We start from the raw sequence: 12,710 nt of genomic DNA on the forward strand, positions 1-12,710 counted from the left end.
CGTCCCATCTTCCTTTGCTCCGGGGGCCCGGAACCGACATCAGGGGGACGTACCGGGCCGCGTCAGCGGGGTGCGAGGCCGTGCAGGGCGTAGTCGACGAGGGTGTCGGTGTAGTCGTAGGAGATCGGGCCGGTGTGCTGGAGCCAGCGCTGGGCGAGGGGGGAGACCCAGAGTTCGAGGGCGATGCGCGGGTCGATCTCGGGGCGGACCTGGCCGGCCTCCTGTGCGGAGCGCACCCGGTCGACGTACAGCTGCAGTGACGGTGCGAGGAGCTTGGCGACGAAGACCCGGCTGAGCTGTTCGTCGACGACGCCCTCGGCCGCCAGGGCGCGGGACGGTGCTTCGAAGCGGGGGTCCTTGAGCTGGTCGACGGTGAGCCGCAGTACGGACTTGAGGTCCGCGGCGAGGTCACCGGTGTCCGGGATGGTGTAGGTGTCGTCGGGACCGGCCTCCCGGGCCGCCTGCTCGCTCAGGTCGAGGAAGGCCTCCAGCAGCACCTCCGCCTTCGACGACCACCAGCGGTAGATCGTCTGCTTGCCGACGCCCGCGCGGGCCGCGATGCCCTCGATCGTGGTTCTCGGGTAGCCGACTTCGCCGACGAGGGCGAGGGCGGCTTCGTAGATCGCGCGGCGGGACCTCTCGCTGCGGCGGGCGGTGTCGGGGGCGGGCTGCTTGACCATGGGGCGACCGTAGCAGGGAGGTGAGACGGGGCGTCTCGTCGCGGGCGTCTCCTTGCGGGTCCGGACGCGGACCGGCTTTACGGCGGCGGCCAGGGGTCGCCCCATGCCGCGTCCCGCGCCGCCTTGTACAGGTCGCCGTGGCGTTTGGTGACCGTACGGCGGGTCAGGTGTTCGTCGGACTCGCAGAGGTCGAGGAGGACCTGGCCCTTGCGGATCTGGGGGCGGCGGATCACCCGGGCGGGAACCGGGGTGGCCGGGAGGCGGGTGGCCGCCACGTAGCTGAACTTCTCGTCCTCGTACGGCAGGGAGCCGCCCTTGACCTTGCGGTGGAGGGAGGAGCGGCTGACCCTCGCCGAGAAGTGGCACCAGTCCTCGCCGGGGGCGATCGGACAGGCGGCGCTGTGCGGACAGGGGGCGGCGATGCGGAAACCGGCGGCGCGCAGGCGGTCGCGGGCCTCCAGCACACGGGCGTAGCCGGCCGGGGTGCCGGCCTCGACGATCACGACCGTCTGCGCCGAGGCCGCCGCGGTGTCCACGAGCGCGGTGCGGTCGGCCGGGGTGAGTTCGTTGAGGACGTAGGAGACGGTGACCAGGTCGGTGGGGGCCAGGGTGAGGTCCTTGCCGATCCTGGCGCGCTGCCAACGGGCGTCCTTGAGGGCCGGGTTGGCGCCGGCGATCTCACGGCCGAGGGTAAGGGCGGGGTCGGACCAGTCGAGGACGGTGACCGTGCGCGTGCCCGGCCAGGTGGCGGTGACGGCCCAGGTGGCGGCGCCGGTACCGCCGCCGACGTCGGTGTGGCCGGCGGGAGCCCAGTCGGGGGTGGCGTCGGCGAAGGCCTCCAGCGCGGCGTGCACCGCTTCGAAGGTCGCGGGCATGCGGTAGGCGGCGTAGGCGGCCACGTCCGCGCGGTCGCGGAGGATCGGGGCGTCGGTGGGTGTGGCTCCGCGGTAGTTCGCGATCAGGCGGTCCACCGCGTGCGCCGCCTGCTTCGGGGGGAGACCGTCGAGGAGGGTGGCGAGGGTGGCGCGGAGGGTTTCGGCCGAGGGGGCGGGGGCGGTCACCCGGTGATTCTATGGGCGGGCGCTGAGGGCTTTTTCTCGCCCCCGCCGCCCCCCGTCGGCCCTGCGGGGCCTCGTCCTCAAACGCCGGACGGGCTGAAAGACGCCGGACGGGCTGAAAACCTCACGCTCCCCTGACCGCTCGCGCCATCCTCGTCGCCGCGTCCGCCCTCGGCCGGTTGTCCGGGGGGCGTCTTCTCGGGTGGACCGTGTTGGCGAGGAGCACCACGAACGTGTCGGTGACCGGGTCCAGGACCAGCGACGTGCCGGTGAAGCCCGTGTGGCCTGCCGCTCCCCGCCCTGCCAGGTCGCCCATGAACCACTTCTGGTCGATCGCGAAGCCCAGGCCCGGTGCGGTGAGGAGGAGTTCCACGAAGTCGGGGCCGAGAATGCGGGCCGGGCCGTACGCGCCGCCCGCCAGCAGGGTGCGGCAGAAGATCGCCAGGTCCTGGGCCGTGGAGAAGAGGCCCGCGTGGCCTGCCACCCCGCCCAGGGACCAGGCGTTCTCGTCGTGGACGACGCCCCGCAGCATCCCCCGGTCCGCCTTGGCCCACGGCCGGCGCTGGTCCTCCGTGGCCGCCGCCTTCGGGCAGGGGCCGAAACGGGTGTCCGTCATGCCGAGGGGGCGGGTGATGCCCTCGTGGACGAGGACGTCGAGGGTGCGGCCGGTGATGCGTTCGAGGACGTGCTGGAGGAGGAGCGGGTTGAGGTCGGAGTAGGTGTAGGTGCCGGGGACGCCGATGGGCGGCTCGGCGCGCAGGAGGTCGAGGCGTTCCTCGTCGTCGGCGCAGTCGTGGAAGGGGAGTTCGGGCCGCAGACCCGAGGTGTGGGTGAGCAGTTCACGGACGGTGATGCCGTAGGTCGCCGCCGCTGTGAAGTCCGGCAGGTAGGCGCCCACCCGCGCGTCGATGCCCAGCGTGCCCCGCTCGAGCTGCTGGACCGCCGCCACGGCTGTGAACAGTTTGGTGAGGGACGCCAGGTCGAAGGGGGTGTCCACGCGCATCGGGACGCGTTCCTCCGGGGGCAGTTCCACGCCCGCGTCGGTCTCGGGGTCGTAGGAGGAGTAGCGGACGGCCCAGCCCGACGCCTCCTCCACGGCGAGCACCGGGCCGCGCCCGGCGGCCAGGACGGCGCCCGCGGACCAGGGGCGTTCACCGGTGGTGAGGGTGTGGAACTCCCGGACGAGCCGACGGAGTTCACCGGGATCGAGCCCGGCCCGTTCCGGTGTGTCGGTGCGCAGTCTCGGTGCGCTCAGTTCTCCTCCTCCTCCGTAGTCGCACGCCTGTTCCAAGGACGGCACATTGCCATGAAACAGGTGAGCGCTACCAGTGCCGCCACCAGTTGGACGACGGCCATCGGGACGGCCGTGTCCTCGCCGCCCATCCCGACCAGGGGGGAGGCGACGGCGCCGATGAGGAAGGAGGACGTGCCGAGCAGGGCGGACGCGGAGCCCGCGGAGTGCTTGGTGCGCAGCAGGGCGAGGGTCTGGGCGTTGGGCAGGGCGACGCCCATCGCGGACATGAGGACGAACAGTGCGGCGGCGACGGGCACCAGGCCCACCTCACCGAACACGCCGGTCGACATCAGCAGCAGGGCGGCGGCCGCCGCGGTCACCGTCAGCAGGCCCACACCCAGGACCCGGTCCAGGCCGACCCGTCCCACCAGCACCTTGCCGTTGATCTGGCCGACGACGACGAGCCCGACCGAGTTCACGCCGAACAGCAGGCTGAACGTCTGCGGAGAGGCGCCGTAGATCTCCTGGATCACGAACGGCGACGCCGAGATGTAGGCGAACAGCGCGGCGAAGGCGAAGCCGCCGGTGAGCAGGTAGCCGGTGAAGGGCAGGTCGGACAGGAGCCGGCGCATCGAGTGCAGGGCCTCGCCGACGCCGCCCGTGTGGCGCTCGGCCGGGGGCAGGGTCTCCGGCAGCCGGACCCAGACCAGTACGGCGAGGAGCGCGCCGATGGCCGTCAGGACCACGAACACGCCCCGCCAGTCCGTCACCCGCAGGATCTGCCCGCCGATCAGCGGTGCCACGATCGGCGCGACCCCGCCGATCAGCATGAGGGTGGAGAAGAAGCGGGCCATCGCCACGCCGTCGTACAGGTCGCGGACCACGGCCCGGGCGATGACTATGCCCGCCGCGCCCGCGAGGCCCTGCGCGAGCCGGAAGCCGACCAGGAACTCCACCGTCGGCGCGACGGCGCACAGCGCGGTGGCGACGACGTACACCACGAGACCGGCCAGCAGCGGGCGCCGGCGGCCCCAGCGGTCGCTCATCGGGCCGACCACCAGTTGTCCGAGCGCCATGCCGAGCAGACAGGCGGTGAGGGTGAGCTGGACGGTGGCGGCGGGCGCGTGCAGGGCGCCGGTGACCTCCGGGAGCGAGGGCAGGTACATGTCCATCGCCAGCGGTGGCGTGGCGGTGAGACCGCCGAGGAGCAGGGTGACGAACAGGCCGGTGCGGCGTGCGGCGACGGCGGACGCCGCCGGGCCCGGGTCCGGTCTCACGTCCGTCTGCTGCTCCAGGTGCGGTGTCGGTGCGCCCAGCTCGGGCATGTGCCCCTCCCTCTTCGATGGGTCCGCCACCTATGCTCTCAGCTCGTACAAGGTGGCGATGGCCACGTGAGCGAGGGCGGAGCCGGGCATGACGGAACAGAGCGTGCGCTGGGGGATTCTGGCGACGGGCGGGATCGCGGCCGCCTTCACCGCGGACCTGGTGGATCTCCCGGACGCGGAGGTGGTCGCGGTGGCCTCCCGGTCCGAGGCCTCGGCGAAGGCGTTCGCGGAGCGGTTCGGAATCGGGCGGGCGTACGGCGACTGGGGCGCCCTCGCCGAGGACGCGGACATCGATGTCGTGTACGTCGCCACTCCGCACGCTGCGCATCGTGCGGCCGCCGGGCTGTGTCTGGCCGCCGGGCGGAACGTGCTGTGCGAGAAGGCGTTCACGCTCAACGCCCGGGAGGCCGGGGAACTCGTCGCTCTGGCGAAGGACCACGACCGCTTCCTCATGGAGGCCATGTGGATGTACTGCAACCCGCTGATCCGCCGGCTCAAGGCCCTCGTCGACGACGGCGCGATCGGTGACGTACGCACCGTGCAGGCCGACTTCGGGCTCGCCGGGCCCTTCCCTCCCTCGCACCGGCTGCGGGACCCGGCGCAGGGCGGCGGCGCGCTTCTCGACCTCGGGGTGTACCCGGTGTCGTTCGCGCACCTGCTGCTCGGGGAGCCCTCCGACGTCACGGCGAAGGCGGTGCTGTCGGAGGAGGGCGTCGACCTCCAGACGGGCGCCCTGCTGTCCTGGGACGACGGGGCGCTCGCCTCGCTGCACTGCTCCCTGACCGGCGGCACCGGCACGACCGCCTCGGTGACCGGTTCGCTGGGCCGGATCGACATCCCGAACGGCTTCTTCCACCCGGACCGTTTCGTCCTGCACCGCGACGGGCGCGACCCCGAGGAGTTCGTCGCCGACCCGGCCGACGGCCCCCGCAACAGCCTCAAGCACGAGGCCCGCGAGGTGATGCGGGCGCTGCGGGCCGGTGAGACCCAGTCGCCGCTGGTGCCGTTGGAGGGCACCCTCGCGGTGATGCGGACGCTCGACGCGGTACGGGACCGGATCGGCGTCCGCTACCCGGGAGAGGCTGCCGGGGACACGGCCGGGACCGCCGGGGGGACCGTCACGCCTGTGTGAGCCCCGGCTTTCCCACCTCCGTGACGAAGGAGGCGGCCGTGGTGACGGGCGCCCCGGGGGTGGTGACGTACGGCAGGGTCATGAAGTCGGCGCGGGCCTCGGTGCGGCCGAGGGTGACCGTCGCGTAGCCGCGTCTGCCGTCGTAGAACTTCAGGTGGGGGTTGGCGGTCAGGTAGGTGGCCCAGTTCGAGGGTCTCTCGCTGCCGTCCTTGCCGCTGGTGACGGACGTGGCGACGATCTCGGTGCCGAGGGTGCGCGAGAGGGGGTCGCCGAAGTCGTCCTTGATGTCGAAGGCGTACCCGCGGTGGAGGTCGCCGGTGAGCACCATCAGGTTCTCGATCCCGGCCGCCTTCACGCCGTCGAGGACGCGGCGGCGGGAGGCGGGGTAGCCGTCCCAGGCGTCCATCGAGACCTTGGCGACAGGGTTGAGGTCGACCTTGCGGCCGGAGAAGCAGACCTGCTGGGCCAGCACGTTCCACAGGGCCCCGGAGTCGCGCCAGCCGTCCAGCAGCCACTTCTCCTGGGCGGCGCCGGTCATGGTCCGTGCCGGGTCCTCGGAGTCGGGGCCGGGGACGTGCTGTGCGCCGTCGTAGGCCTGGTCGGATCGGTACTGGCGGGTGTCGAGGACGTCGAACTGGGCCAGCGAGCCCCACTGGAGGCGCCGGTAGAGCTGCATGTCGGGGCCGACGGGCAACTGTGGCGCGCGCAGTGGCTGGTTCTCCCAGTAGGCGCGGTAGGCGGCGGCGCGGCGCAGCAGGAACTGTGCCGGCGGGACGGCGTTCTCGGGGATCGAGCCGGCGTAGTTGTTCTCGGTCTCGTGGTCGTCGAAGGTGACCACGAAGGGGTGCCTGGCGTGCGCGGCCCGCAGGTCGGGGTCGGTCTTGTAGAGGGCGTAGCGCAGCCGGTAGTCCTCCAGCGTGCCGGTCTCGTGGTCGAACCGCTTGGGCAGGACGCGGTCGGTGTAGTTGCGGGCGCCGCCCACCGCGTCGACGGCGTACTCGTAGAGGTAGTCGCCGAGGTGCAGGACCAGGTCCACGTCGCTCTCGGCGAGGTGGCGGAAAGCGGTGAAGTAGCCGTCGTGGTAGGCCTGGCAGGAGACGGCGGCCAGGGTCATCGAGGCGACGGGGCTGTCGGCGGCGGGCGCCGTGCGGGTGCGGCCCGTCTCGCTGATCCAGGTGCCCGCGCGGAAGCGGTAGTGGAAGACACGGCCCGGATCCAGGCCCTCGACCTCGATGTGCACGGTGTGGTGGAACTCCGGGTGCGCGACGGCGGTACCCCTGGCCACGATCGTCGCGAACGTCTCGTCCTCGGCCACCTGCCAGTCGACGTCGACGCGTTCGGCGGGCAGTCCGCCGTCCGGCTGGTAGGGGGAGGGCGCGAGCCGGGTCCACAGGACCACCGAGGTGGGCTGCGGGTCTCCCGAGGCGACACCGAGGGTGAAGGGAAAATATTCGATGCGTGCCGCGTCGAGTTCGGCCGCGGCTGCCGTGCCCGTCGCGGGCAGGTCCACGGCGAAGGCGAGTGCGGCGGCCGCGGTGGTGAGGCCCAGAAAGCGGCGGCGGCCGATGGAACGAGCGGCGCGCAGTTCACGAGTGTGCCCCTGCGACCGGCTTGATGTGATGGTCATTCTTTTCCTCCCGTCACAGTTGAGGGAGGAGAAGGGGGCGACCCGGCGACGACACACGCTCACGGGGGCGGCAGCACCCGGATGGCGGACAGTCGCTTCCGGGGCGCGGGGGCTCACCTACGCTGCGGGCCCATGGACACCAAGAAGCCCATGGACACCAACAACGCGAAGACCGCCGTCGTGACCGGCGCGGGCTCCGGGATCGGCCGCGCGGTGGCCGTGGAACTGCTGCGTACGGGCTGGTCGGTGACGCTGGCCGGGCGACGGGCCGAGACGCTGGAGGAGACGGCGGCACTGCTGCCCGAGGGTGCCGCTCTCGCCGTACCCACGGACGTCTCGCGCCCCGACGAGGTCACCGCGCTGTTCGCCGCCACCGTGGAACGGTTCGGGCGGGTGGATCTGCTGTTCAACAACGCGGGGACGTTCGGTCCCGGCGGGGTGCCGGTGGAGGAGCTGCCGTACGACGCCTGGCGGCACGTGGTGGACACCAACCTCAACGGGGCGTTCCTGTGCGCGCAGGCGGCCTACCGGCAGATGAAGGAACAAGATCCGCAGGGCGGCCGGATCATCAACAACGGGTCGGTCTCGGCGCACACGCCCCGGCCGCACTCCGTCGCCTACACCGCGACCAAGCACGCGCTGACCGGCCTCACCAAGGCGCTGTCGCTGGACGGGCGGCCGTACGGCATCGCGGTCGGGCAGATCGACATCGGCAACGCGGCGACCGACATGACCCGGCGGATGCGGACCGGGGCGCTCCAGGCCAACGGGGAGGTGGCGCCGGAGCCGGTCATGGACGTGGCCGACGTCGCGCGCACGGTGCGGCACATGGCGGAGCTGCCGCTGGAGGCGAACGTGCAGTTCGCGACCGTACTGGCGACGGCGATGCCGTACGTGGGGCGTGGCTGAGCGGTGCGGGACGCGGGGCCGAGCGGTGCGTGGTGCGGCCGGGGTGTCGATTTACACAAGCGGAATCTGCTCGTCCGGCCTCTCCGGCGCCGGTCGGCGGCCTATGCTCATCACATCTACTCCATAAGAGCTACACATATGGAGGGATCGCATTCCGCCTACCGCCCGAGGGGGGAGGCGGCGGCCGTCCATGGACCGGGTGGGGGTGGACCTCGGGGTGCACACCGGTCCGTGGACGGCCGCCGCACATTCTCAGCTCACGCACATCCCTTCTCAGCCCGCACATATCCCTTACTCACGGCCCCGCAATCCTTCGTCCATACCTTGAGGGCGCGCCCACAGCGGGCGCCAAGAACCTTCGAGGAACGGGATGTTTGGCATCTATCTCAAGCGCGAGCTGGGCCGGCGCAAGAAGGCGGCCCTCGTCATCGCTCTGGGTCTGGCGCTCGGTATCGCGCTGGTCATCACCGTCAACTCGGTGTCGGCCGGTATGACACAGGCTCAGGACAAGGTCCTGAAGTCGCTCTACGGCCTCGGCACCGACATGACCGTCACCAAGACCAGGACGGCACCCACGGGCAGCAGTTCGGGCAGACCGAACTTCCAGTTCGACGCCAACTCCAACGACAGCGACGACACCCAGAGTTCCGACCGCGTGACGACCCAGGGTGGTCAGGCCCTGGCGTCCAGTGTGGTCACCAAGGTCACCAAGCAGAGCGGCGTGGCGGGCGCGGTGGGCGCGCTGACCCTGAACGTCACCAAGGTCGACGGCTCCTTCACCCAGGGCAAGGCGCAGTCCCAGAGCAGCGGCTCCTCCCAGAGCCAGGGCGGCCCCGGCGGCAACGGCGGCAGCGGTAACAGCACCGCAGCTCCGCAGGTCCAGGGCGGCGGCGCCAACTTCGACGTGAACTCCTACTCCGTCGCCGGCGTGGACGTCAGCGACCAGACGCTCGGCCCGCTGGCCGGCTCCAAGATCACCACCGGCAAGACCTTCACGGCCACGCAGACCAACGCGAAGGTCGCGGTCGTCAGCAAGTCGTACGCCAAGGAGAACTCCTACAAGGTCGGCAAGACCTTCAAGATCTCCGGCACCAAGTACACGATCATCGGCATCGCGACGCCCGACAGCAGCGAGTCCACGACCGACGTCTACCTGCCGCTGAAGCAGGCCCAGACGCTGGCCGACGCCAAGAACCAGGTCACCACGATCTACGTCAAGGCGACCGACTCCAAGCAGATCGACACGGTCAAGGCGGCGATCCAGAAGAACATCTCCGGTACGACCGTCACGACCTCCGCCGACCTCGCGGAGACCGTGTCCGGCTCCCTGTCCACCGCCTCCAACCTGGCGACCAGCGTCGGCAAGTGGCTCTCCATCGCCGTGCTCGTCGCCGCCTTCCTGGTGGCCGCGCTGCTGACCTCCTCGGCGGTCTCCCGCCGGGTGCGTGAGTTCGGCACGCTGAAGGCGCTCGGCTGGCCCAGCCGCCGGGTGACCCGGCAGGTCGTCGGCGAGTCGATGGTCAACGGCCTGCTCGGCGGCGCCCTCGGCATCGGCCTGGGCCTCGCGGCCGCGTACGCCGTGACCATGATCAGCCCCAAGCTGACCGCGCAGCTCGGCAACACCGGCGGCGGTGCGGGCGGCCCGGGCGGTGGCGGCGGCCCCGGCCGGCAGTCCACCCAGAGCACCATGGAGATCGCGCTGACCGCGCCGGTCTCGATGACCACCATCGCGCTCGCGGTCGGCCTCGCGGTGACCGGTGGTCTGATCGCCGGGGCGATGGGCGGCTGGCGTGCCTCCCGGATGCGGCCGGCGGACGCGCTGCGCAGCGTGTCGTAGCACCCCCTGTGCCGGGGCGCCGCCTCCACTCCCCCGGGACGCGGCGCCCCACCCCCAACTTCCTCTCCACGGACCCTCTACGGAGCTCTCATGTACAGACTCACCGGCGTCACCAAGCGCTACACGCGCGGCAAGGAGACGGTGGAGGCGCTGCGCGACGTCGACCTCACCATCGAGGACGGCGACCAGCTCGTCATCCAGGGCCCGACCGGCGGCGGCAAGTCGACCCTGCTCCAGATGATCGGCGGACTGGACCGGCCGACCGAGGGCAGCGTCGAGCTGGACGGCGTCGACCTCGCGAAGATCAGCGAGGCCAAGCTGACCCGGCTGCGCGCCGAGAAGATCGGCATCATCTTCCAGTCGTTCAACCTGATCCCGACGCTGACCGCGCAGGAGAACGTCGAGACGGCGCTGGTCCCGCTGGGAGTGAAGGGTCCGGAGCGGCGTGAGCGAGCGGCCGAGGCCCTGCGCTCGGTCGGCCTCGCTGAACGGCTCGCCCACGCGCCGTCCGAGCTGTCCGGCGGGCAGCAGCAGCGCGTGGCCATCGCCCGTGCGCTGGTGAAGAAGCCGAAGGTACTGCTCGCCGACGAGCCGACCGGCAACCTCGACGAGTCGATGCGGGACGAGATCATGGCCTTGCTGGAAGGGCTGTGGCACGAGTACGGGCTGACCTTCATCCTGGTCACCCACGACTCGTCGATCGCGCGCCGGTCGCCGCGGCTCGCGACGATCAAGGCGGGGCAGATCACCTTGACCGAGCAGGAGCCGCAGCGCTCGCTCGCGCAGGGGTAGCGGTCGTTCGTCGGGGTCGGGCCGCTCACCGTTCCAGAAGCACGTTGATCTCGGTCAACTGCTCGGCGGTGAGCGGCCCTTGCTCGATCGCGCCCGCGTTCTGCTCGGCCTGGGCCACGGAACGGAACCCCGGGATCGGGACCGTGCGGGGGCTGCGGGCCCACAGCCAGGCGAGTGAACCCTGGGCGAGGGTACGGCCGTTGCCGGTCAGGATGTCCTTCAGCGCGTCGATCCGCGCCAGCCACTGCGGGTCGGCCGCCGAGCCGTCGCCGAAGCCCTGGAGCCAGGCCGGGGGCCTGCTGCGGATGTCGCCGGCGTCCTGCGCCCCTTGGCGCTTCCCGGCCAGCAACCCCATCGCGAGCGGGCTGCGGTTGATGCTGGCGAGGTCCAGCTCCTCCGCCAGGGACAGCATGTCGGGCGCGTCCTGGAGGACGTTCAGCGCGTGCTGTACGGCCGCGCAGTGCTCCCCCTCGGCGAACACCGCGGCACGGGCCGGGTCGTCGGTGCTCCACGCGTACGCGCGGATGAGCCCCTCACTGACGAACTCCTCGCAGGCGTCCCGGAGTTCGGCCGCGTATGCCGGGTCCAGGTCGGACAGGTGCAGCTGGTAGAGGTCGATGCGGTCGGTGCCCAGACGGGCGAGGGACGCGGTGAGCGCACGGCGGGCGTAGGCGGGGGTGTGGTCGCTGCCGGTGAGAGTGCGGGTGTCCTCGTCGAAGACGTTGCCCCACTTGGTGGCGAGGACGACGTCGTCCCGGCGCTTGCCCAGTGCCCGTCCCAGCACCCGCTCACTGTGCCCGGCGCCGTAGGTGTCCGCCGTGTCGAAGAAGGTGACGCCCAGGTCGAGGGCGCGCCGGACCGCCCGTACGGACTCCTCGTCGTCGACCCTGCCCCAGCCGAGCGGCTGGCCTTCCGCGTTCTGCCATTCCCCACCGATCGCCCAGCAGCCGAAGCCGAGTGCGCTGACCTCGATGGTGGAACGGCCGAGCGTGCGTGTGATCTCCATGCCTATGAACGCTAGGAGTTGGAGTGCGCTCCAGGGCAAGGGCCGTACGGGAAGTTATGCCTGCCCGGTCTCGAAGCGGGCGATCCTGCCGTCGTCGCCGACGGTGAAGTCCCAGCGGGTGCGCATCTCGCCCCAGGCGTCGTTGCGGTAGTGGGCGAGGAGGGAACGGCCGCCGTTGGACTCGTTGTCGACGTCGAGGTGGCCGTGGGAGGAGAAGATCTCCCGGTCGGCCCACTCGTCGAGGTCACGGTCGCTGCCGTCGTCCGCCATGGTCGCGCCGGGCGCGAGCAGCGCCCCGAAGGCCTCACGGTCATGGGAGTTGACGGCGGTGACGAAGGCGCGGACGGCCGGGTCCCTGAGTCGGGCGGTCTGAATCGTCATGCCAGCCAGACTCACACCGCACCCGCGAGGCCGCCACCCGAACGGCGGCGCGGGTTTCCGGGCAGGTGTGAGCGGTGCAACGGTGGAAACGCGAGGGGGGTCCCGTTCCACCTTTCGTGCTGGGAGTCATCGTGACCGCTTACGACCGACGTGATCTGGGCCTGCTGCTGCTCCGGCTGGGAACCGGGGGTGTGCTGGCCGCCCACGGCGCGCAGAAGCTGCTCGGCTGGTTCGGCGGGGGCGGCATCGAGGGAACCGGCCAGTTCATGGAGTCCGTCGGATACGCGCCGGGCCGGGCGAACGCGACGGCGGCGGGGCTGGCCGAGGCGGGCGGCGGCACCCTGCTGGCACTGGGCCTGGCGACCCCGGCGGCGGGTGCCGCGGCGGCCGGCGCGATGGCCGGCGCGTCCGCGGTCCACGTGCCCAACGGCTTCTTCGCCCAGAGCGGCGGCTACGAGTACGCGGCCACGCTGGGCCTCACAGCCGCCGGCCTCGCCGTCACGGGCCCCGGCCGGCTCTCCCTGGACCACGCACTCGGCCACACCGTCAACCGGAGCTGGATGGTGCCGGCGGCGCTCGGGGCGACGGGACTGGTGACGGCCCTGGTCGTGGGGGCGCGCAATCGCCGACTGCGGGAGCAGAAGGGCGAGGGCGACACGCAGACCGCCCTGTTCGAGGAGCAGGAGGCGTTGTTCGGGGAGTGACGGCCCGTGGGAAGCTGCTCCGCAT

12 protein-coding genes are annotated in these 12,710 nt (G+C 71.7%); 5 read left to right on the forward strand and 7 right to left on the reverse strand.

Translation table 11 applies throughout. The annotated features are described in order from the left end of the window. Positions 1-62: 62 nt before the first annotated feature. The 4 genes from OHT57_RS14515 to OHT57_RS14530 all read right to left on the reverse strand — a co-directional run bounded on the left by OHT57_RS14515 (position 63) and on the right by OHT57_RS14530 (position 4,297). Entirely contained in the window at positions 63-680 is a 618-nt protein-coding gene (locus OHT57_RS14515) for a TetR/AcrR family transcriptional regulator (protein WP_328746803.1), read from the reverse strand. 77 nt (positions 681-757) lie between these two features. Continuing rightward, positions 758-1,741, reverse strand: a complete 984-nt coding sequence (locus tag OHT57_RS14520; protein WP_328746804.1) for a small ribosomal subunit Rsm22 family protein — start codon at positions 1,739-1,741, stop codon at positions 758-760. A 121-nt stretch (positions 1,742-1,862) separates the two neighbouring features. Then, positions 1,863-3,038, reverse strand: a complete 1,176-nt coding sequence (locus tag OHT57_RS14525; RefSeq protein WP_328746805.1) for a serine hydrolase domain-containing protein — start codon at positions 3,036-3,038, stop codon at positions 1,863-1,865. Then, positions 2,990-4,297, reverse strand: a complete 1,308-nt coding sequence (locus tag OHT57_RS14530) for a multidrug effflux MFS transporter (RefSeq protein WP_328746806.1) — start codon at positions 4,295-4,297, stop codon at positions 2,990-2,992. Before OHT57_RS14530 ends, OHT57_RS14525 begins: the two co-directional genes overlap by 49 nt. An 88-nt stretch (positions 4,298-4,385) precedes the next feature. Between OHT57_RS14530 and OHT57_RS14535 the strand changes: the two genes are divergently transcribed. Then, a complete protein-coding gene (locus OHT57_RS14535; protein WP_328746807.1) occupies positions 4,386-5,429 on the forward strand; it encodes a Gfo/Idh/MocA family protein in 1,044 nt (347 codons plus the stop codon). Here the strand turns inward: OHT57_RS14535 and OHT57_RS14540 are convergent. Beyond that, a complete protein-coding gene (locus OHT57_RS14540; RefSeq protein ID WP_328746809.1) occupies positions 5,416-7,056 on the reverse strand; it encodes an alkaline phosphatase D family protein in 1,641 nt (546 codons plus the stop codon). The two genes, OHT57_RS14535 and OHT57_RS14540, sit on opposite strands and share 14 nt — an antisense overlap. Before the next feature lie 150 nt (positions 7,057-7,206). Between OHT57_RS14540 and OHT57_RS14545 the strand changes: the two genes are divergently transcribed. From OHT57_RS14545 to OHT57_RS14555, 3 genes are all read left to right on the forward strand, one after another. Beyond that, the gene (locus OHT57_RS14545; protein WP_328753197.1) at positions 7,207-7,965 is read left to right on the forward strand and encodes an SDR family oxidoreductase; all 759 of its coding nucleotides are present in this window, start codon (positions 7,207-7,209) and stop codon (positions 7,963-7,965) included. Between the two features lie 370 nt (positions 7,966-8,335). Further along, complete coding sequence (locus OHT57_RS14550; protein ID WP_328746810.1) at positions 8,336-9,802, forward strand: ABC transporter permease; 1,467 nt, start codon at positions 8,336-8,338, stop codon at positions 9,800-9,802. Between the two features lie 90 nt (positions 9,803-9,892). Then, a complete protein-coding gene (locus tag OHT57_RS14555; RefSeq protein ID WP_328746811.1) occupies positions 9,893-10,594 on the forward strand; it encodes an ABC transporter ATP-binding protein in 702 nt (233 codons plus the stop codon). A gap of 25 nt (positions 10,595-10,619) precedes the next feature. On the opposite strand, the gene OHT57_RS14560 is transcribed toward OHT57_RS14555, so the two are convergent. Further along, positions 10,620-11,600 carry an aldo/keto reductase gene (locus tag OHT57_RS14560; protein ID WP_328746812.1) on the reverse strand — a complete coding sequence of 327 codons (981 nt, stop codon included), beginning with the start codon at positions 11,598-11,600 and terminating at the stop codon, positions 10,620-10,622. A 54-nt stretch (positions 11,601-11,654) separates the two neighbouring features. Then, positions 11,655-11,981: a nuclear transport factor 2 family protein gene (locus OHT57_RS14565; protein ID WP_328746813.1), complete on the reverse strand. Its 327-nt coding sequence runs from the start codon at positions 11,979-11,981 to the stop codon at positions 11,655-11,657. A 131-nt stretch (positions 11,982-12,112) separates the two neighbouring features. Here OHT57_RS14565 and OHT57_RS14570 point away from each other — a divergent pair, with 131 nt between their 5' ends. Beyond that, on the forward strand, positions 12,113-12,685 hold the full coding sequence (locus OHT57_RS14570; RefSeq protein ID WP_328746814.1) for a DoxX family protein: 573 nt from the start codon (positions 12,113-12,115) through the stop codon (positions 12,683-12,685). Positions 12,686-12,710 lie beyond the last annotated feature (25 nt).

It is taken from the genome of Streptomyces sp. NBC_00285 (assembly GCF_036174265.1).
Lineage (GTDB): Bacteria > Actinomycetota > Actinomycetes > Streptomycetales > Streptomycetaceae > Streptomyces.